The 20,257-nt window shown below is 69.6% G+C and carries 19 protein-coding genes; 14 read left to right on the top strand and 5 right to left on the bottom strand.

Annotated features, from left to right (window positions below):
- Window positions 1-117 precede the first annotated feature (117 nt).
- Window positions 118-1,545 (top strand): APC family permease, encoded by a 1,428-nt coding sequence (locus FB560_RS12395; RefSeq protein ID WP_229673091.1) that lies wholly within the window; start codon window positions 118-120, stop codon window positions 1,543-1,545.
- An 81-nt stretch (window positions 1,546-1,626) separates the two neighbouring features.
- Here FB560_RS12395 and gdhA read toward each other — a convergent pair whose 3' ends face one another.
- Both gdhA and FB560_RS12385 read right to left on the bottom strand, forming a co-directional pair.
- Window positions 1,627-2,994, bottom strand: coding sequence for an NADP-specific glutamate dehydrogenase (gene gdhA / locus FB560_RS12390; protein WP_141872648.1), 1,368 nt, complete (start codon window positions 2,992-2,994; stop codon window positions 1,627-1,629).
- Window positions 2,995-3,118: 124 nt separating this feature from the next.
- Window positions 3,119-5,815, bottom strand: coding sequence for a phosphoenolpyruvate carboxylase (locus FB560_RS12385; protein ID WP_141872647.1), 2,697 nt, complete (start codon window positions 5,813-5,815; stop codon window positions 3,119-3,121).
- 153 nt (window positions 5,816-5,968) lie between these two features.
- Between FB560_RS12385 and FB560_RS12380 the strand changes: the two genes are divergently transcribed.
- The 4 genes from FB560_RS12380 to FB560_RS12365 all read left to right on the top strand — a co-directional run bounded on the left by FB560_RS12380 (window position 5,969) and on the right by FB560_RS12365 (window position 10,068).
- Entirely contained in the window at window positions 5,969-7,135 is a 1,167-nt protein-coding gene (locus FB560_RS12380; protein ID WP_141872646.1) for a Na+/H+ antiporter NhaA, read from the top strand.
- Between the two features lie 98 nt (window positions 7,136-7,233).
- Complete coding sequence (locus tag FB560_RS12375; protein WP_229673205.1) at window positions 7,234-7,839, top strand: MazG family protein; 606 nt, start codon at window positions 7,234-7,236, stop codon at window positions 7,837-7,839.
- Between the two features lie 70 nt (window positions 7,840-7,909).
- Window positions 7,910-9,160: a histidine--tRNA ligase gene (locus FB560_RS12370; RefSeq protein WP_229673207.1), complete on the top strand. Its 1,251-nt coding sequence runs from the start codon at window positions 7,910-7,912 to the stop codon at window positions 9,158-9,160.
- A 53-nt stretch (window positions 9,161-9,213) separates the two neighbouring features.
- A complete protein-coding gene (locus tag FB560_RS12365; RefSeq protein WP_141872643.1) occupies window positions 9,214-10,068 on the top strand; it encodes an SGNH/GDSL hydrolase family protein in 855 nt (284 codons plus the stop codon).
- Here FB560_RS12365 and FB560_RS12360 read toward each other — a convergent pair.
- Window positions 9,992-10,564: a VOC family protein gene (locus tag FB560_RS12360; RefSeq protein WP_141872642.1), complete on the bottom strand. Its 573-nt coding sequence runs from the start codon at window positions 10,562-10,564 to the stop codon at window positions 9,992-9,994. The two genes, FB560_RS12365 and FB560_RS12360, sit on opposite strands and share 77 nt — an antisense overlap.
- A gap of 108 nt (window positions 10,565-10,672) precedes the next feature.
- On the opposite strand from FB560_RS12360, the gene FB560_RS12355 reads away from it, so the two are divergent.
- Entirely contained in the window at window positions 10,673-11,452 is a 780-nt protein-coding gene (locus FB560_RS12355; RefSeq protein ID WP_141872641.1) for a helix-turn-helix domain-containing protein, read from the top strand.
- Between the two features lie 2 nt (window positions 11,453-11,454).
- Here the strand turns inward: FB560_RS12355 and FB560_RS12350 are convergent, their stop codons facing one another.
- The gene (locus FB560_RS12350; protein ID WP_141872640.1) at window positions 11,455-12,690 is read right to left on the bottom strand and encodes an APC family permease; all 1,236 of its coding nucleotides are present in this window, start codon (window positions 12,688-12,690) and stop codon (window positions 11,455-11,457) included.
- 37 nt (window positions 12,691-12,727) lie between these two features.
- Window positions 12,728-13,198: a PaaI family thioesterase gene (locus FB560_RS12345; RefSeq protein WP_141872639.1), complete on the bottom strand. Its 471-nt coding sequence runs from the start codon at window positions 13,196-13,198 to the stop codon at window positions 12,728-12,730.
- Window positions 13,199-13,298: 100 nt separating this feature from the next.
- Here FB560_RS12345 and FB560_RS12340 point away from each other — a divergent pair, with 100 nt between their 5' ends.
- From FB560_RS12340 to FB560_RS12305, 8 genes are all read left to right on the top strand, one after another.
- Window positions 13,299-13,649 (top strand): GntR family transcriptional regulator, encoded by a 351-nt coding sequence (locus tag FB560_RS12340; RefSeq protein ID WP_141872638.1) that lies wholly within the window; start codon window positions 13,299-13,301, stop codon window positions 13,647-13,649.
- Window positions 13,646-14,671, top strand: a complete 1,026-nt coding sequence (locus FB560_RS12335; protein ID WP_141872637.1) for a DUF1648 domain-containing protein — start codon at window positions 13,646-13,648, stop codon at window positions 14,669-14,671. The genes FB560_RS12340 and FB560_RS12335 overlap by 4 nt, the downstream gene beginning before the upstream one ends.
- 3 nt (window positions 14,672-14,674) lie before the next feature.
- Window positions 14,675-15,628 carry a CPBP family intramembrane glutamic endopeptidase gene (locus FB560_RS12330; RefSeq protein ID WP_141872636.1) on the top strand — a complete coding sequence of 318 codons (954 nt, stop codon included), beginning with the start codon at window positions 14,675-14,677 and terminating at the stop codon, window positions 15,626-15,628.
- A gap of 55 nt (window positions 15,629-15,683) precedes the next feature.
- The gene (locus tag FB560_RS12325) at window positions 15,684-16,343 is read left to right on the top strand and encodes an O-methyltransferase (RefSeq protein WP_141872635.1); all 660 of its coding nucleotides are present in this window, start codon (window positions 15,684-15,686) and stop codon (window positions 16,341-16,343) included.
- 132 nt (window positions 16,344-16,475) lie between these two features.
- Window positions 16,476-17,756 carry a phosphopyruvate hydratase gene (gene eno / locus FB560_RS12320; RefSeq protein ID WP_141872634.1) on the top strand — a complete coding sequence of 427 codons (1,281 nt, stop codon included), beginning with the start codon at window positions 16,476-16,478 and terminating at the stop codon, window positions 17,754-17,756.
- Window positions 17,757-17,831: 75 nt separating this feature from the next.
- Window positions 17,832-18,380: an FtsB family cell division protein gene (locus FB560_RS12315; protein WP_141872633.1), complete on the top strand. Its 549-nt coding sequence runs from the start codon at window positions 17,832-17,834 to the stop codon at window positions 18,378-18,380.
- Window positions 18,381-18,427: 47 nt separating this feature from the next.
- Window positions 18,428-18,964, top strand: coding sequence for a DUF501 domain-containing protein (locus FB560_RS12310; RefSeq protein WP_141872632.1), 537 nt, complete (start codon window positions 18,428-18,430; stop codon window positions 18,962-18,964).
- Window positions 18,961-20,256: a S8 family peptidase gene (locus FB560_RS12305; protein ID WP_229673093.1), complete on the top strand. Its 1,296-nt coding sequence runs from the start codon at window positions 18,961-18,963 to the stop codon at window positions 20,254-20,256. Before FB560_RS12310 ends, FB560_RS12305 begins: the two co-directional genes overlap by 4 nt.
- The last annotated feature ends 1 nt before the right edge of the window (window position 20,257 follow it).

Raw genomic sequence — 20,257 nt, 5'->3', positions numbered from 1 at the left:
AAAGCGCATTTCGAACCCGAACTGGGGATTGCGCTGAGGAATACCGGGGGTACATAGTGATGCTCAGCGTCAGACGACCCGATGTCCGACCCATGCGCTGTTCCCCGAGGAGTACACATGGCCACGAAGACCAAGCCGCTCGCCCAAGGAGGCGGGACGCTCAAGCGTAATCTCGGACTGTGGGCCATCGTCGGCCTCGGTCTGGGGTACATGACCCCGACCGTCGTGTTCGACACGTTCGGCATGGTCGCCCGCGACACCGACAACGTCGTGCCGGCGGCGTACCTCGTCGCCCTCGTGGTGATGGTGTTCACGGCGATCAGCTACGGCAAGATCTCCAGCGCGATCCCGAGCGCCGGATCGGCCTACACCTACGTGCGGGAGTCGATCCACCCCAACCTCGGCTTCATGGTCGGGTGGACCTCGCTGATCGACTACGTGCTGCTCCCGATGGTCAACTGCCTCATCATCCGCAGCTATCTGGAGGCGCTGTTCCCCGACATCCCCGGGTGGATCTGGGTGGTGCTGTACTGCATCCTCGTGACGAGCATCATCTACATGACGATGCGCGGCACCTCGAACCTCAACATGATCCTGCTGGTCTTCTCGATCGTCGTCATGATCGTCTTCGTGGTCCTGGTGGTCGCGCAGCTGATGCGCGGCGAGGGTGCGGCGACCATCGCCTCGATGACCCCGTTCTTCCACGACGGCGCCACCATGGGCGCTGTGCTGATGGGCGCCACGATCGTGTGCTTCTCGTTCATCGGGTTCGACGCGGTCACGATGTATGCGGAAGAGGCGAAGGATCCGAAGATCATGCCGAAGGCGATCCTGCTGACGGTGCTCCTCGGCGGCGCGATCTTCCTGATCGCCGGCTACCTCTCGCAGCTGCGCTTCCCCGACTGGAACGAGTTCGCACCGGGCGGTGACATGCAGTTCGTCGAGGACTCCACGCTCCCGATCATCGGCAACCTGGTCGGAGGCCCGGTGCTGATGGCCGTGCTGACCGCCGCCGGCTTCTGCGCCACGCTCGCCTCGGGTCTGGCATCGCACGCCTCGGTGTCGCGCATGCTGCTGGTGATGGGCCGCAACAACGTGCTGCCGCAGAAGGCTTTCGGGTACATCAACCCGCGCACGCACACGCCGACGTTCAACATCGTGCTGGTCGGGGCGATCTCGCTGCTCGCGATCCCTTTCACGCTCGAGCTGATCGCCGCGTGGATCAACTTCGGTGCGCTGATCGCCTTCACGTTCGTCAACATCTCGGTGATCGCCTGGTTCGCCATCCGCAAGGGACGGCGCAAGACCCCCGGTGACATCTTCAACTTCATCGTGATGCCGGGCATCGGCATGGTGCTCACCGGACTCCTGTGGGCGAACCTGCATGAAGACGCCCTGCGCGGTGGCCTGGTCTGGACCGCGATCGGACTCGTCTACCTCGCCATCATCACGAAGGGCTTCCGCAAGAAGGTCGTCGCCTTCGATGAGAACCAGGCCGTCACCGGCTACAACAAGGTCGTCAAGGTTCCGGTCGACGAGAGCTGACAGCGCCGACCCGCGTCGTCCCGAACCGACAAGAGCCGCCTCCCGCAAAGGGAGGCGGCTCTTGTGGTGAATCGCTGTCGATCAGATGACGCCCTGTGCGAGCATCGCCGCGGCCACGCGCTCGAAGCCCGCGATGTTGGCCCCCGCGACGTAGTCGCCTCCGACGTCGTGGCGCTCGGCGGCGTCGAAAGCGGCGCTGTGGATGTCTGCCATGATCTCGCGCAGCTTGTTCTCGCTGTCGCCGAAGGTCCAGCGCTGACGGGAGGCGTTCTGGCTCATCTCCAGCGCCGAGGTCGCGACGCCGCCGGCGTTGGCGGCCTTGCCCGGTGCGAAGAGCACCCCGGCCTTCTGGAACGCCTCGACGGCCTCGGGGACGCACGGCATGTTGGCGCCCTCGGAGACGGCGCGGACGCCGCCGGCGATCAGAGCCTCTGCATCCGCGAGGCTGACCTCGTTCTGCGTGGCGGACGGCACGGCGATGTCGACCGGCACCTCCCACACGCTGCCGCCCTCGACGAAGCGTGCGCTCGGACGACGGTTCGCGTACTCGACGATGCGAGCGCGCTCCACTTCCTTGAGCTGGCGGAGCAGGTCGAGGTCGATGCCGGCGTCGTCGACGACGTACCCGGAGGAATCCGAGGCGGTGACGGCGGTCGCGCCCAGCTGGGTCGCCTTCTGGATCGCGTAGATCGCGACGTTGCCGGATCCCGAGATGCCGACGCGCTTGCCCTCGAGCGAGTCGCCGTGCACGGCCAGCATCTCCTGAGCGAAGAACACGGCGCCGTAGCCGGTGGCCTCGGTACGGACCTCCGCACCACCCCAGCCGGTTCCCTTGCCCGTGAACATGCCGGACTCGTGGCGGTTGGTGACCTTGCGGTACTGGCCGAAGAGGTAGCCGATCTCGCGCCCGCCGACACCGATGTCTCCTGCGGGGACGTCGGTGTGCTCGCCGAGGTGACGGTACAGCTCGTTCATGAACGACTGGCAGAAGCGCATGACCTCGGCGTCCGACTTGCCGTGCGGGTCGAAGTCCGAGCCGCCCTTGCCGCCGCCGATGCCCTGACCGGTGAGCGCGTTCTTGAAGATCTGCTCGAAGCCGAGGAACTTGATGATCGAGAGGTTCACCGACGGGTGGAACCGGAGCCCGCCCTTGTACGGTCCGAGCACGGAGGAGAACTGGATGCGGTAGCCGCGGTTGACCTGCAGGCGGCCCGAGTCGTCGACCCACGGCACGCGGAACATGATCTGACGTTCCGGCTCGACCAGACGCTCGAGGATGCCGCCGTCGACGTACTCCGGGTGCCGATCGAGCACCGGTGCGATCGAGTGCAGCACTTCGTGCACGGCCTGGTGGAACTCCGGTTCGTGCGGGCTGCGCGACAGGACGGTGTCGAACACGGTCTGCACGGAGGGGGCGAGCGGATGGAAGGCAGGAGTCGTTGCGGTCACGCGGATGATGCTTTCTGGTGGGGGATGGTGGTGCAGGCGATCGTGTCGCGTGATGCGGCGCCGGATCGGGCGCGAGATTTCACTCTAGCGGGCACCCGGAATCGTCGGCTCGGAGGGCCGAGCGTCACCCGGTGTTCTGCAGACCTGCTGCCACACCGCTCACGGACAGCAGCAGAAGTCGCTGTTGTTCGGCATCGGCACCGGAACCGGTGGCCTCGGTGTCGCCGGCCGAGCGCAGGGCACGCAGGGCGCGCAGCTGCAGAAGGGACAGGGCGTCGACATAGGGGCTGCGCAGCTGCACGGCCCGCTGCAGGACCGGCTTGCCCTCGAGCAGGCCCTCGCCGCCGGTGAGGCGGATCACCCATTCCCGGGTGAGAGCGAGCTCGTCGAGCACCAGGGTGGCGAGATCGTCGCGGTCGCCGAGTGCGAGGTACTGCCGGGCGATGCGTTCGTCGGTCTTCGCCAGGCTCATCGCCACGTTGTCGATCATGGTCCGCAGCAGCGGCCATTCCCGGTACGCCTCGACGAGCAGCTCCTCGTCGCCGACGGCCTGGAGCGCGGTGCCCAGTCCGAACCAGCCGGCCAGGTTGATGCGCGCCTGCGTCCACGCGAACACCCACGGGATGGCCCGCAGGTCCTCGAGCGACTCCACCGAGAGTCCGCGCCGCGCAGGACGCGACCCGAGCGCCAGCAGCCCGATCTCCTCGAGCGGGGTGACGGTGGCGAACCAGGGTGCGAAGCCCTCGGCCTTCACGAGTGAGAAGAAGCGCTCGCGCGATGCCGTGTCCATGGTGGCCGCGACGTCGGCGTACCGGGCGGCGGCACCGCTGGTGCGCTGCTCGACGGTCGGCGACGATGCCAGCAGCGTGGCCGCAGCGACCTGGTCGATGTGGCGCATCGCGATGGCCGGCTCGCCGTAGCGCGCGAAGATGACCTCACCCTGCTCGGTCAGCTTGAAGCGTCCGTCCACCGAGTGCGGGGGCTGCGCGAGGATCGCGGAGTTCGCAGGTCCGCCGCCACGACCCAGCGCCCCACCACGACCGTGGAACAGGGTGAGCTCGATGTCCGATTCCTGCGCCCACAGCGCGATCTTCTCCTGCGCCTCGTAGAGCGCGAGGTTCGCGGCCACGGGTCCGACGTCCTTCGAAGAGTCGGAGTAGCCGAGCATGACCTCGAGCTTGTTGCCGGTCTCGGCCATGCGGGCCCGGAACTCGGGGAACGTGACGGCCTCGGCGAGGATCTCCGGCGCCGCCTGCAGGTCGGCGAACGTCTCGAACAGCGGGACGACGTCGAGCACGGGGGCGTCATCGCCGAGCGCGTGCTTCGCGAGGCGGTGCACGTTGGCGAGGTCGGAGGCGGCCTGCGTGAACGACACCACATAGCGGCCGGCCGCGCGGAGTCCGCGTTCGCGCTGGATGTCGGCGATCACGCGGAAGACCTCGAGCACCTCCTCGGTCTGCGCGCTGATCGCCTCGCCGGCGTCGAGCTCGGCGAGCGCCTTCGCGTGCACCTGCGAGTGCTGGCGAACCTCGAGCTCGGTGAGGTGGAAGCCGTAGGTCTCGACCTGCCAGATCAGGTGCTGCACACCGCCGAACGCATGACGCTTCGCTCCCGCGGCCGCGAGCGAGGACTGCACGCTGCGCAGATCGGTCAGCAGCTCCTCCGGGCGGGAGTAGCGCAGCTGTCCCTCGCCGTGTCGGGTCGCGGCCACCCGACGGGCGAGCACCAGGAGCACGCGGCGGTGCGGTTCGTCGGGGGAGCGGGTCGCGAGCTCAGCGGCCAGGCCGGGCTCTGCGGCCGCGAAGCGCTCCCACAGCGCGATGACCTCGGCGCTGGGCGGGGTGCCTTCCGCGTCGAGGGTCAGGGTGCGGCCGATGCGCTCGAGCGCACGCTCGAGACCGCGGAGCACGTGATCGGCCGCGATGTTCGACGCTTCACGGGTCACGGACGCCGTCACGAAGGGGTTGCCGTCGCGGTCGCCGCCGACCCAGGAGCCGACGCGCACGAATGCCGGGACGATCGGCGCACTGGAGCCGGAGTCCTCGCCGCGGAGCGCGTCATCGATACGGCGGTACACGTGGGGGACGGTGGTGAAGAGCGTCTCGTCGAAGACGCCCATGACGGTGCGCACCTCGTCCGTGGGGGACGGCTTCTGGGAGCGCAGCGGCGCGGTGCGCCAGAGCGTGTCGATCTCCTCGAGCATGCGGCGCTGCGCACGATGTGCCTCGGCTCCGCCCGCGCTCGCCGCGTCGTGCTGGGTCAGCAGCTCGGACAGGCGGCGGATGCTCGACGAGACCGCACGGCGGCGGGCCTCGGTCGGGTGGGCGGTGAAGACCGGGTGGAAGCGGAGGCCCTCCAGGCGACGTCGCGCCTCGTCCTCGCCCACCTCGTCCTTCAGGCGGGCATACGCCGTGGCGACGGTGTCGGCGGCGTCCTCACGGCCCGGCTGCCCTGCCCGCTCCCGCAGCACGCGGACCCGCTGGTGCTCCTCGGCGAGGTTGACCAGGTGGAAGTAGCAGGTGAAGGCGCGGGCCACCTCGTCGGCCCGTGCGACCGTGAACGACTCCGCGATGGCGGCGGCGCGATCGAAGGCATCCGGCGTCTCCTCGTCGTACGCCTGGATCGTCGCCAGTCGCAGGCGCTCGACGTCTTCGAACAGGGCGTCGCCGCCGGCCTCGCGCAGCACCTGTCCGAGCAGGACGCCGAGCATCCTGACGTCGTTGCGCATCGCATCGGGAATGCCGCGGCCGGCCTCGAAGCGGCCGATCACGCGGATGGCCTCGGTGTTCGTGGGCTCGGGGAAGGTGTGTTCGGGGGTCACGCTTCGAGCGTATCCCGGCTCGGAAGCGCGGATGACACGCATGACAGGGCGTGACATGAACCGTGAGGTCACCGCACCCCGCGGTGCGCGAAACGCCCGGGCACCGCGGCTCTCTCCGTGTGCGCCGCCGCCCACCGACCTACCATGGAGGTGATGCGCATCTCAGCGAACCCTCTCCGCGGGCAGCAGTTCCCCGCCGTCCTCCTGCTCGTGGCCGCCGGGCTCGGCCTCCTGCTCGCGAATCTGCCGACGCACGATGCGGTCGCCGCCGTCCTCGATTTCCACATCGCCGTGCCGGGCACCGGCCTCGATCTCTCGATCGCGCACTGGGTCTCCGACGGGCTCCTCGCCGTGTTCTTCTTCGTCGTGGCGATCGAGCTGCGGCACGAGCTGACCCACGGAGAGCTCGACTCGCCGCGCAAGGCGCTGCAGCCCGCGATCGCCGCGGCGGGGGGTGTGCTGGTCCCGATCGCCGTCTACCTGCTGATCGCGGGAGGGGAGGCGACCGTGCTCGGGTGGCCGATCCCCACGGCGACCGACATCGCGTTCGCCCTCGGAGTGCTGGCCATGTTCGGCCGGGGGCTCCCATCATCCGTGCGGGTGTTCCTGCTGGCCCTCGCGATCCTCGACGACATCATCGGCATCATCTTCATCGCCGTGCTGTTCGCGCACGACGTGCAGTGGCTGCTGCTCGCGCTCGCCGTGGTGGCCGTGGTCGCGTTCGCCCTGCTGAGCAGGATCACGAATCCGAAGGTCCGTCCGCTCATCGTGCTCGCCATGATCGTGATCGGCATCATCGCCTGGGGTCTGGTCGCCGCATCGGGCATCCACGCCACCATCGCAGGCGTGCTGCTGGGGTTGGTGATGGCCCCGGCTCCGGCGGAGCGCACCCGGCACGCGCTGGAGCCGCTCGTGAACGGGGCGATCCTGCCGGTCTTCGCGCTCGTGGCGGCGTTCGTCGTGATCCCTGCACTCGCGCCGGCCGAGCTGTCCCCGGCGTTCTGGGCGATCGTCGTGGCGCTGCCGGTGGGCAAGATCGTCGGCATCACGCTCTTCGGGTGGGTGGGCATGAGCTTCCGACCGAAGGGGACGCCACCTGCACTGCCCTTCGGTGACCTGCTCGCAGCGGGTGCGCTGGGCGGCATCGGCTTCACGGTGTCGCTCCTCCTGGCCAATCTCGCCTTCGCCTCGGACGCATCGATCCGCGATCAGGCGATCCTGGGCGTGCTGGTCGGCTCGCTCCTGGCGCTCGTCATCTCCGCGGTGCTGGTGTCGTTGCGGGCTCGTGCCTATCGCCGTCTGGCCGCGGCGGCATCATGACCCCCGATGCCGCGCCGCATCCCGAGCAAGGAGGATCCGTGTCAGCGCAGACCGAGAACGCCCGAGGTCAGGATGCGCTGCGGGCGGCCGCCGAGACCATGCGTGCCGTGCGGGAGGAGTGCGTGTGGTCGCAGCGCATCACGCACCGCGACCTGGTGCCCTATCTGATCGAGGAATCGCACGAGGTGATCGACGCCGTCGAGAGCGGCACGCGCGCCGATCTGCAGGAGGAGCTCGGCGACCTGCTGTGGCAGGTGCTGTTCCACTCGGCGATCGCCGCGCAGGACCCGGACGATCCGTTCGACATCGACGACGTGGCCCGTACCCTGACCGAGAAGATGGTGCGACGGCATCCGCACGTCTTCGCGGATGCCGTCGCGCGCACCCCGGAAGAGGTGCTGGTGCATTGGAACGCCGCCAAAGCGGCTGAGAAGCGCACCAGGAGCAGCGTCCTCGACGGAGTGCCGCGGGGGATGCCGGCGCTGGCGCTCGCGCAGAAGCTCGTCGGGCGCGCCGCCGGTGCGGGCGTGGAGGTGCCCGCTTCCGCGGCGACGGATGCCCCCACGACGGAGGCCGAGCTCGGCGCGGCACTGTTGGCGCTCGTCGAGCGCGCGCGGGAGCGCGGATGGGATGCCGAGCGTGCGCTGCGCGAGCGGCTGCGCGCGATGGAAGCCGATGTGCGCGCGGCCGAATCCGCTCCCTGACCGCGCGACACGGCGGAGTCGACAGACCTGGGAAGATGGTTCCGTGGCTACTGTGAACCCGCCGCGCGGCATGCGCGACATCCTCCCCGCCGACAAGGCCCGCCGTGAGCGCGTGCTCTCCGTCATCCGCGAGCGCTACCTCGCCCATGGATTCGACGAGATCGAGACCCCGGTGGTCGAGGAATACAGCCGCCTGCACGCCGGAATCGGCGGTGACAACGAGAAGCTCGCGTACAACGTGCTGCGTCGAGGGCTGGATGCCGACGCGATCCGGAACGCGGCCGACGATCCCGCTGCGCTCTCCGATCTCGGGCTGCGCTATGACCTGACGGTGCCGCTCGCCCGCTTCTACGCCAGCAACCGTGGACAGCTGCCCGCGGTCTTCCGCTCGATCCAGATCGGTGCCGTGTGGCGTGCCGAGCGTCCTCAGAAGGGGCGCTACCGCCAGTTCGTGCAGTGCGACATCGACATCATGGGCGACGACTCCTCGCGGGCCGAGGCCGAGCTGATGGTCGCCTCGCTCGACGCGGTCGACGCGCTCGGACTCGAGGGTGCCACCGTGAGGATCAACGACCGGCGCGTGCTGGATTGGATGCTCGACAGCTTCGGCTTCGCCGCCGAGGAGCGGCCGGGCGTGCTCATCACGATCGACAAGCTCGACAAGATCGGGCCGGACGGCGTCGCGGCGGAACTGCGCGAGCGGGGTGCCGCCGCATCCGCCGTCGATGCGTTCGAGGCCTTCCTCCGCCGTCCCCAGACCATGGAGTACAACCCGTTCGGGGAGCGCCAGATCCGCAAGGCGCTGCCGGAGAACGCACCGGTCGAGATCGTCGCGCACCTGGTCGGCATCGGAGAGGCCGTCGCTGCGGGCCGTGCACAGTCCGACATCCCGCTCGTCTTCGACCCGTTCCTCGTGCGTGGCATGGGGTACTACACCGGCACGATCTTCGAGCTCGCACACCCGTCGGTCGACTACTCGCTCGGTGGGGGCGGACGCTACGACGGCATGATCGGCCGTTTCCTCGGACAGCAGGTGCCCGCGGTCGGATTCTCACTCGGCTTCGAGCGGCTGGTGGATCTGGTCGCCGACGGGGCGGATGCCGCGGCGCAGGCGATCGTGCTGATCCACGATGCCGATGTGCCGGTCGCCGAGCTCCTCGCCCACAAGACGGCGCTGATCGGCACGGGCGCCCGCGCGCGACTGGAACGTCGCACCAAGAATCTCAAGGCGCTGCTCGAGCGGGCATCCGCCGAGGGCTACACCGGTTTCGCGACGGTCACCGCCGGTGTGACGGAGCTCGAGGTCAAGCCCCTGAGCTGAGCGCGCCGGATGCCGTTCACGGCCCGTTCACACGGACGCGGTCGAATCGGGGCATGGGTCGAACGCGCCTCGTCGTCGCCGGAGTGGTGGTCGCGATCTCCGGAACCCTGGTCGGCGGGCGGATGCTGCTCACCCGCCAGGCCGCGATCGCGCGTCGCAGGATCGGCAAGCCGCTCGGTGAGGACTCCCTCGATGCCGACAGGGTGTGGCGCCGCTCGTTCGAGGGGGAGCCGATCGAGCTCGTGCTGCTCGGCGATTCCCTGGCCGCAGGGCTCGGCGCCGCGAAGCGCAAGCAGACGCTCGGCGGCCGTCTCGCGAGGGGACTCGGCCAGCGGATGCACCGCGCCGTGCGGCTGCGCACGGTGGCGATCGTGGGCTCGGAGTCGCCCGACCTCGACCGTCAGATCGATGCGCTCCCCGCGGAGGCACGGGTCCACGTCGCGGTGATCGTCGTCGGTGGCAACGACGTGACGCACCGGTTGCCCGTGTCGGCATCGGCGAGCCATCTGCACGCGGCGATCGGGCGTCTCCGTGAGCGGGGAGCGGAGGTCGTGGTGGGCACCTGCCCCGATCTCGGGGCGCTGCGGGCGGTGCCGCAACCGCTGCGGAGGCTCGCATCGAGCATGTCGCGACGCCTCGCCGCGTTCCAGTCCGAGACGGCCCAGCAGGCCGGAGCCGAACCCGTGGACCTCCGCCGGGCCGTCGGACCGCTCTTCTTCGACGAGCCGGAGGCCATGTTCAGCATGGACCGGTTCCACCCCAGTCCGCTGGGCTACCGGCGCACCGCCGAGGCCCTGCTCCCGGCGGTGTGCCGTGCGGCCCAGACGGCCCTCAGCTCGCCGCGTCAGCAGGAGCCGCGTCAGCCGGAGCAGCGTCAGACAGGGCAGCGTCAGACGGGGCAGAGCTGAACGAGGCCGCCCACTCGGCGACGCGCCGGGCGCTCTCCTCGTCGGACAGGTCCTCGACCCGGGTCATGATCGACCAGCGCACCCCGAACGGGTCGCGGATGCTCGCGTAACGATCGCCCGACACGAAGTGCGATGGTGCTTCGCGAACCGTCGCACCGGCCTCGACCGCCCGCTCCACGACGCCGTCGACGTCGGAGACGTACAGCCCCATCGAGTAGCAGTCATCGTCGCCGGCGGGGGCGGGCACCAGGTGATACTGCGGGTTCGGGTCGCCGAGCTGCAGCATGCCGGTGCCGAAGTCGAGATCGGCATGGGCGACGACGCCGCCGAACTCGGTCACGTCCACGACGCGGGCGCCGAACACATCGCGGTAGAACTCGATCGCACGCGCCGCATCGGGGATCGCGAGGAAGGGGGTCAGCGACGTGGCGCTGTGCGGACGTCCGGCCGTCGTGTGGGTGCCGGTGACTCCGGTGGTGGGGATCTCGTTGCTCATGAGCCCACGGTAGGTCGGGGCGCAGGCCCGGGGCTTGAAGATCCGCGACAACCTTCGCGCTCGCCGCGGGGCGGGTGCGATGTCGCCGAGGGACCCTACGCTGAGCGCATGGTGAACTCGTCCGGCGGTGTGCTGTATCCGGCACGTCTACCCGAGTTCCACCGCCTTCCCGCGACCGGTGCGGCGGCGGATCTCGTTGCCTGGTTCTGGATTCCCGAGTGGGACATCGAGCCGGGCGGCACCTCGCGGCAGGACATCGTCGGCTATCCGGCCCTCAACCTGGTGGTCGAGAACAGCGGTGTGATGCTGTCGGGGCCGACGACACGCGCATCGCACCGGGATCTCCGCGGGCGCGGCTGGGCGGTCGGAGCGCTCCTGCGCCCGGCGGCGGTGGCGGCATTGATCGACGACCCCTCCGCGCTGGTCGACACGGTGCGCGTCCTGGGCGAGCCGTCGCTGCACGCCCGGGTGACCGCCGCGATGTCATCGGGCGCGGGGCATCGAGAGCGCGCCGTCGAGGCGTTCGCCCGATGGCTCGTGGACCGCGTGGGTCCTCTCGACGAGTCGGCGCACCAGGCGAACGCGCTCGTCGAGGTTCTCGGGGGAGCGGATGCCGCGCTCACACCCGTCGAAGCGGCGACACGGCTGGCCGTGTCCGTACGGACGCTGCAGCGTATGGCGCATCGGTATGTCGGCGTCTCTCCGGCCGCGATGATCCGCCGACGTCGGCTCCAGGATGCCGCCCAGATCGTGCGCGAGGATCCACGGGCCGACCTGGCGGCGATCGCCGCCGAGCTCGGATACGCCGATCACGCGCACCTCACCCGAGACTTCCAGGCGGTGCTGGGGATCGCGCCGCGCGTCTACCGTGCCGAACTGGGCGACTGAGGTCAGAGTCGCAGGCGTTGCACGCGGATCCGCACCAGGCGATACATCACACCGATCACGATGACGATGGTGCCCACCAGGGACGCGACGACGGGGAGCGTGTTCACCAGCAGCAGGCACCCGAGTGCGCCGATCACCTGCAGCGCCCGGGGGTACCGACGGGTGCCGCCCTCCTGTCGGAACGCCGCGGCGTTCGCGATCAGGTAGTAGGTGAGCACCCCGAACGAGGAGAATCCGATCGCCCCGCGCAGATCCGCGACCAGCACGATCGAGATCACGAGCAGCGCGATCGCGATCTCCGCCCGACGTGGCACGTGCCAGCGTTCGTCGATCTTCGAGAAGAACGCCGGCACGTCTCTCTCGCGCGCCATGGCGAGCGTCGTCCGGCCGATGCCCGTGAGCAGGGCGAGCAGCGCCCCGAGCGAGGCTGACGCGGCGGACACCCGCACCAATGGCTCGAGTGGCGCCCATCCCACGGCCGAGACGACGTCGGCGAGCGGGGCCGTGCTCGTGGTGGCGCTCTCGCCGAGCACTGCCAGCACGGTGATCCCGACCAGCGCGTAGACGACCACGGCGCCCGCGAGCGCGAGCGTGATCGCCCGGGGGATGGTCCTCGCGGGATCGACCACCTCTTCACCCATCGTGGCGATCCGGGCATAGCCGGCGAAGGCGAAGAACAGCAGTCCCGCGCCCTGCAGCACGCCGTAGGCCGTGGCAGCCGGCAGGGTGCTGGGTGCGGCGACCGGCGCTCCCGCGAGGCCGAAGGCGACGACGACCGCGAGCCCGAGCAGCGAGCACGCCACGAGGATGCGGGTGAGGAGGGCCGTGCGGGTAACCCCGAAGCAGTTCACGGCGGCCAGAGCAGCCACGGCTCCCACAGCGACCGCGGGCTGCCAGCCCGCGGGCGCGGCGTAGGCGGCGAACGTCATGGCCATCGCGGCGCAGCTGGCGATCTTGCCGACCACGAAGCTCCAGCCCGCGATGAATCCCCACCAGGGTCCGATCTCCGCTCTGGCGTATGCGTAGGTGCCGCCCGCGACCGGGTGTGCCGCGGCGAGCTGGGCCGATGCGGTGGCGTTGCAGTAGGCGACGACCGCGGCGATGGCCAGGGCGATCAGCACCCCGCTGCCCGCGACGCCGATCGCCGGTCCCCAGACGGAGAAGACCCCGGCGCCGATCATCGAACCGAGACCGATCGCGACGGCGTCGCCGGTCTTCAGTCGTCGTGCGAGGGGCATCCCGTCATCGTGGCATGCCGCGGTGAACAGGAGGTGCTCAATCGCGTGCTGCGGTGACGCGCTTCTTCTCGCGGATGTACACCTCGCGTCGCACCTTCGCGACGATGTCGCCGTCGCGGTCGGTGATCACGGTCTCGAACCACTCGAGCACTTTGGCCCCGCCGTGTGCCCGCTCGCGGATCTCCTCCGCCCGCTGCGTGGAGACCTCGAACTCTGCCGTGAGCACTCCGCGCCCCGGCTTGAGGAACTCGATCTCTCCGCGGGTGTCCCACACCACGTAGTCGCGTCCGAGCTGGTGCATCACCAGCATGAAGAAGTACGGATCGGTCATGGCCGACATCGACCCGCCGAAAGCGGTCTTGACGTAGTTCCGGGTGAACACGTTCACGTGCAGTTCGACGGTCGCATGCGTCCAGTCCTCGCTGAAACGGCGGATGCGGATCCCGCTGAACAGATTCGGGATCCACAGGCTCATGCCCACGACGAGGCGGCGAGGAGTGATGCGCATGGCGCCAGTGTGGCCCAACCGATCGCTGCGGAGTAGTCGGGTGGAGGGTTGCGACAATTGTTCTAGTTTCACTAGAATTAAGCCAACTAGTGGAGGACGGATGCTGATCAAGGTCGACATGAGCAGTGGGGCGCCGCTCTATGAGCAGGTCGCGGCATCCGTGCGGGCTGACATCGTCGCCGGCCGCGTGGCTCCCGGGGATCGTCTCCCGTCTGCGCGCGAGCTCGCCGAGGCGCTGGAGATCAACCTGCACACGGTGCTCCGCGCTTACCAGCAGCTTCGCGATGAGAGCCTCATCGACCTGCGCCGCGGCCGTGGAGCCGTGATCTCGGCATCCGCAGCCCCTCTCGCGGAGTTGTCTCAGGACATCTCCGCGCTTGTCGCGCGCGCCGCCGCACTCGGACTTTCCCCCGCCACCCTCGCCGCCCTCATCAAGGAGACCGCAGTATGAACGCCGACATCCGCCGTGCCCGACGCGCATTCTGGTGGGTGGGGGTGATCGTTCCTCTCGCCATGATCGCCCTCTCGGCCGTGGTCGTCCTGGCCTGGCTGCCTGAGATCCCGGATCCGTCTGCCATCCACTGGGGGACCGACGGTGTCAACGGGTACGGGCCGCGCTGGATCCACCTGATCATCCTCATCGGGATCGGGGGTGGCATGGTCGCGCTGTTCGCACTCATCGCACTGCTCGCGCACAAGATGCCGCAGGGTGGCGGAGCACCGGCGCCGGACGGCCCGCAGTGGTCGGCGACGGCGCGGTTCCTCGGCGCAGCGAACCTCGCCACCGCGGGCTTGATGTCGCTCATCGCACTGGTCTCGGTCGGCGTGCAGCGGGGTCTGACGGATGCCGCCGATGCCGCCGACATCACGCCTTCGGTCTTCCTCGGCTTCGCCGTCATGATCGTCCTGGGCGTCGCGGGGTGGTTCCTCCAGCCGCCGACGCCCCTCGGCGCCGGTGCTTCAGGTACCCCTGCGGCACCGTTGCCATTGGCCGCGAATGAGCGCGCGGTGTGGATCGAGACCGTGACGATCGCGCGCTCCGGCCAGATCGTGCTGGGCGTCGGCGTCTTCATCAGCATCGCCATGGCCGTGCTGCTGTTGGCTCAGGGGATCCCCGCCTGGTGGATCACCGCGGCTGTCGCACTGCTGCTGGTGGGCGCCGTCGTGACGACACTGAGCTTCCGGGTGCGGGCGAGCGCCGCCGGGCTCCAGGTGCGCTCGGCGGTCGGCTGGCCGAACATAGAGATCCCCGCGGGCGAGATGGCGAGCGTCCGTGCGATCGAGGTCGACCCCTTCGCCGAGTTCGGCGGTTGGGGATATCGCCTCAGCGCCGATGGGCGTCGTGGTGTCGTGCTGCGCGGAGGCCCCGCGCTCGAGGTGACCCGCACGGACGGACGCCGATTCGTCGTCACGGTCGACGATGCAGAGACAGCGGCCGCGGTCCTCGCGACCGCAGCCCGGAAGGAAGGCTGACTCATGACCGATTCCCTCGAGAGCACCACACGCCGCGTGCCCTGGCTCGCCGTGACCGCGTTCGTCCTGCTCGCGTGCGGGCTCGCCTGGCTCGTCGCTCTTCCGCTCTGGCTCGGAGATGGTCTGGCAGAACCCTTCACCGGCGTGCTGCTCCCGGTCATGATGTGGACTCCGGCTGTCGCCGCGCTCATCGTCACGTTCGCGATGCGAGTTCCTCCGCGGGGCGGCCGGGTGCGGTTCCTCGGCCTCTGGCCGCTGCGCCCGGCCAAGCGTGTGGTCTGGCTGATCGTGCTCGGCTGGCTCGCGCCGCCACTGCTGATCGGCGTGAGCATCCTCCTGGCCGCCGCGCTCGGATTCGTGACGCTCGACCCCACGTTCGGAGGCTTCTCGGCCGAGTTCGCGAAGATGCTCCCGGCCGGCGTGCCGATGCCTCCCGTCGAAGTGCTCGTCATCTCGCAGCTCGCGATGATCCCGCTCGGCGCCCTCATCAACAGCGTCTTCGCCTTCGGTGAGGAGCTGGGATGGCGGGGGTGGCTCGTGCCCGCGCTGCGACCGCTCGGCACCTGGCCGACACTGCTCATCAGTGGAGCGATCTGGGGCTTCTGGCACAGCCCGGTGATCCTCCTCGGGTACAACTTCGGCCGCACAGACATCACCGGCGTGCTGTTCATGATCGGCGGATGCGTCGCGTGGGGCATCCTGCTCGGCTGGCTGCGTCTGCGTTCGGCATCCGTCTGGCCCGCGGTGATCGCGCATGGCTCGCTCAACGCGGCCGGCGGCCTGATCGTGATCTTCGCGGCGTCGCAGCCCGATCTCGCGCTGGCGGGACCGCTCGGCGTCGCCGGATGGATCGTGGTGGCCGTCGTCGTGCTGGTGCTCGTGCTGACCGGTCAGTTCCGCCGGCAGCCGGAACTGGCCGGCACCCAGGGGCGGCTGCTGTCCCCGCCGCGGTCCTGACGGAGTCGACGGGAGGGGCCTTGACGCCCCTTCCGTCGCGCGGTTTGCTGGGCAGATGGAACCCACCGCTGATGCCTGGTCCCTCACCGACGCCTACCTCACCGAAGTCCTGGTCGGCCACGACCCCGCCCTCGAGGCCGCGCTCGCCGCACAGCGCAACGCGGGGATGCCCGCCATCGAGGTCGCTCCCGTCGCGGGAAAGCTGCTGCAGCTGCTCGCGCGCATCAGCGGGGCACGCCGCGTGCTCGAGATCGGCACCCTCGGCGGATACTCCACGATCTGGCTCGCCCGCGCCGTGGGTCCGGAGGGGAAGGTCGTGACGGTCGAGGCCGAGGCCGCCAACGCCGCTGTCGCCCGCGCGAGCATCGATGCGGCCGGCGTCGGTGACCGCGTCGACATCCGCATCGGACGAGGTGCCGACGTGCTGCCCACGCTGGTCGGTGGTTTCGACCTGGTCTTCATCGACGCCGACAAGGAGTCCAACACGATCTACCTCGACTGGGCGGCGAAGCTCGGCCACCCCGGCACCGTGATCGTGCTCGACAACATCGGCAGGGAAGGCGAGATCGTGCGGGACGACTCCGACGACTCGAAGGTGATCGGCACGAGGGACGGGCTGCGGATGCTGGGGGAGGACCCCCGCTTCGACGCGACCGCACTGCAGACGGTCGGTGCGAAGGGATGGGACGGCGTCGCGCTCGCCGTCGTCCTCTGAGCGCCTCACCTCCCCGGGATGAGACCCTCGCCTCCCCGCGATGGGTCCCTGAGCCTGTCGAAGGGTCGGGCTAGACTGGGCGCGGATCGACGACGCTCCACACAACGTTTTCCCTGAGCAAGGAGCACATCAGTGGCACTGATCGAGGCTGTAGGCGCACGCGAGATTCTGGACTCGCGCGGTAACCCGACCGTTGAGGTGGAGGTGCTCCTCGACGATGGCATCGTCCAGCGGGCGGCCGTTCCGTCCGGCGCGTCCACGGGCGCGTTCGAGGCGTACGAGCTGCGCGACGGCGACAAGGGCCGTTACGGCGGCAAGGGCGTGCTCAAGGCCGTCGAGGCCGTCATCGACGAGCTCGGCCCGGCACTCGAAGGCGTGGAGGCGAGCGAGCAGCGCATCGTCGACGAGATCCTCAACGAGGTCGACGGCACCGAGAACAAGAAGCGCGTCGGCGCCAACGCGATCCTCGGTGTGAGCCTCGCGGTCGCCAAGGCCGCCGCGGACTCGGCCGACCTGCCGCTGTTCCGCTACCTCGGTGGCCCGAACGCGCACGTGCTGCCCGTTCCGCTGTTCAACGTCATCAACGGTGGCGAGCACGCCGACAACGGCATCGACATGCAGGAGTTCTTCCTCGCCCCGATCGGTGCGGAGACCTACTCCGAGGCCCTGCGCTGGGGCGTCGAGACCTACCACGTCCTGCGCGCGGAGCTCAAGGCCGCCGGCTACGCGACCGGGCTCGGCGACGAGGGCGGCTTCGCTCCCGACCTGCCCAGCAACCGCGAGGGCCTCGACTTCCTCGTCAAGGCGATCGAGAAGGCGGGCTTCACGCCCGGCACCGACATCGCCCTCGGCCTCGACGTCGCCGCGACGGAGTTCTTCAAGGACGGCGTCTACCGCCTCGACAACAAGGACTGGGACGCTGCGGCGCTCACCGAGTACTACGTGGGTCTGGTCAACGACTTCCCGATCGTCACGATCGAGGACGCGCTGGCCGAGGACGACTGGGACAGCTGGAAGCTGCTCACCGACGCCCTGGGCTCCCAGGTGCAGCTGGTCGGAGACGACCTGTTCGTCACCAACCCGCAGCGTCTCGCGGACGGCATCAAGCGCGGCGTCGCCAACTCGCTGCTGGTGAAGGTCAACCAGATCGGCACCCTGACCGAGACGTTCGACGCGGTCAGCCTGGCGCAGCGCTCCGGCTACACGGCCATGCTGTCGCACCGCTCCGGTGAGACCGAGGACACCACGATCGCCGACCTGGCCGTCGCGACCAACGCAGGTCAGATCAAGGCGGGCGCTCCCGCCCGTAGCGAGCGCGTCGCGAAGTACAACCAGCTCCTGCGCATCGAGGAAGAGCTGGGCGATGCTGCCGTGTTCGCCGGTCGTTCGGCGTTCCCGCGCGCCAAGGCCTGAGTGCGGCTGAGACAGAAGTAGCCGCGCAGCGGCAAGACGAAGCCGCTGGCGCAGCGGCATGACGAAGGAGGGGCCGTGGCACGACGACCGGCTCCTCCTTCGGCGTCTCCGGGCAAGACCTCGGGGAAGACCCCCGCGGCGTCCCCGACTCCGCGGAAACCGCGGGCACGGACCGCGCAGGCAGAGACACCCCGTGTCGACGTGCGCGAATGGGCGTCCGGTATCCGCCTGTCGGCGTTCTCGGTGATCATGCTCTCGCTGGTCGTCCTGGGTGCCTGGGTGCTCGTGCCGACGCTGGGCACGTTCATCGATCAGCGTCAGAAGATCGCCGCACTGGAAGCATCCGTCCAGGTGAGCGAGGATCACATCGCCGCCCTGGAGCAGGAGCGCGAGCGGTGGCAGGACCCGGCGTACATCACGACCCAGGCGCGTGAGCGGCTGTACTACGTCAAGCCGGGCGAAGTCGTATTCCTCATCGACAACGACCTCGACCCCGCGGCCCTCCCGCGCGAGCAGGATCCGGTGAGCGACACGCTCGAGGAGAAGCCCGCCGACTGGATGCCCCAGTTGCTGCGCACCCTCACGTCCGCAGGGCTGAGCGACACCGCCGCGGTCGCGCCCTGACCGCGCGCTCGGAGCATCCTCTCGGCAGCCTCCCCTACGCTGGAGGGGTGACCACGCCGCCTTTCCCCGCCCCGACCTCCGCCGAGCTCGCCGTCGTCTCCGCTCAGCTCGGACGTACGGCGCGTGGCGTCGTCGGCATCGCCGCGCGGTGCGTGTGCGGCAACCCGACCGTGGTCGCGACCACTCCGCGCCTGCCGGACGGCACGCCGTTCCCCACGTTCTACTACCTGACGCATCCGGCGGCGACAGCGGCGATGTCGACGCTCGAGGCGACGCAGATCATGCCCGAGCTCGCCGCACTGCTGGCGGACGACGAGTCGGTCGCGGCCGCCTACCTCGCGGCCCATCAGGCCTATCTCGCCGACCGTGCGCAGTTCGGCGACGTCTCCGAGATCGACGGAATCTCCGCCGGCGGCATGCCGACCCGCGTGAAGTGCCTGCATGCCCTCGCGGGCCACGCCCTGGCGGCGGGCCCCGGAGTGAATCCGATCGGCGACGAGGCTCTCGCGCGTTCCTCCTGGTCGCCCGAGCGGTGCCGCTGCGACGACCCGGGTGCCGCCACGCGCGACGAGCCGGACGCATGATCCGGCGGCGGATGCTGCGCAGCGTCGTCGCCATCGCGGCGGTGACGGCATCCGTCCTGCTGCTCGGGGCGACGGCGACGCCGGGACCTGTTCCGGATGACCCGAGCGACCCCGTGCGCGCATCGGAGTACTGGCTCGACGGTGCCCGTATCCGTGAGGCATGGCAGACCACCCGCGGTGAGGGCGTCACGATCGCCGTGATCGACACGGGAATCGGCATCGTTCCGGCGACCTTCGGCGATGCGGTCGTGGGCGGTACGGATGTGTCCGGCACCGGTACCCCGGACGGCCGCACCCCTCTCGGAGCGATCGACGGCAACCACGGTTCGTGGGTGGCCTCGCTCGCCGCCGGACGCGGAGCCCCTGACGGCACCGGCATGATCGGGGTGGCGCCGGAGGCGAATCTGCTCTCCATCTCGGTCGGGTTCGGGGCAGCGGCCGCCGTGCCGTTCACCGAGCAGGTCGCGAAGGGCATGCGCTGGGCGGTCGACAACGGCGCCGACGTCATCAACCTGTCCTTCACCACGAACACGCTCGACTGGGATGAGAGCTGGGACGACGCCTTCCTCTACGCCTTCGAGCACGACGTCGTCGTGATCGTCGCGGCCGGGAACCGGGGGAGCGGCACGAGCATCATCGGAGCACCCGCCACGATCCCCGGCGTGCTCACGGTGGGCGGCGTCGACCAGACCGGAACGGCGAGCATCGAGGCATCGACCCAGGGCATCACGATCGGGATCTCCGCGCCCAGCGAAGGACTGCTGGGGATGTCGGCAGACGGCAAGCTGGCCTCGTGGAGCGGCACCAGTGGTGCGGCTCCGATCGTCGCGGGTATCGCAGCGCTCATCCGCTCCGCGCACCCGGATATCAAGGCGATCGACGTCATCAACCGCATCATCAAGACGGCGATCCCCGTGGATGGCGCCGAGAAGCCCAGCGATCCGCTCTACGGCTACGGCCTGGTGGATGCCGCCGCCGCGATCAGCGCGAACGTCCCCGCCGTCGACAAGAACCCGATGGGCGATCTCGCCGAATGGATCCGGCTCTACCGTCGCGCCGAGGCCGAGCCGCTGCCGGAACCGGCCATCACACCGGTGCAGATTCCGCCTCTGCCGGATGCGGATGCGCCGACCGAAGCGGGTTCACCGCTGCTTCCCAGTGCTGATTCACTGCGCTACGGTACCCTGCCGCTCGTCGCGCTCACAGTCCCTGGTATCCTGATAGCGCTTGGCGTCACCGCTGCTGCCCGGCGCATCCGATCGGCGCGCGCTCTTCGCACGCCAAAACCCTGAC

Origin of the sequence: Microbacterium saperdae, from assembly GCF_006716345.1 — a bacterium.
GTDB lineage: Bacteria > Actinomycetota > Actinomycetes > Actinomycetales > Microbacteriaceae > Microbacterium > Microbacterium saperdae.
Note: the sequence above shows the minus strand (reverse complement) of the source record. Positions and strands in the feature narration are given on the sequence as shown.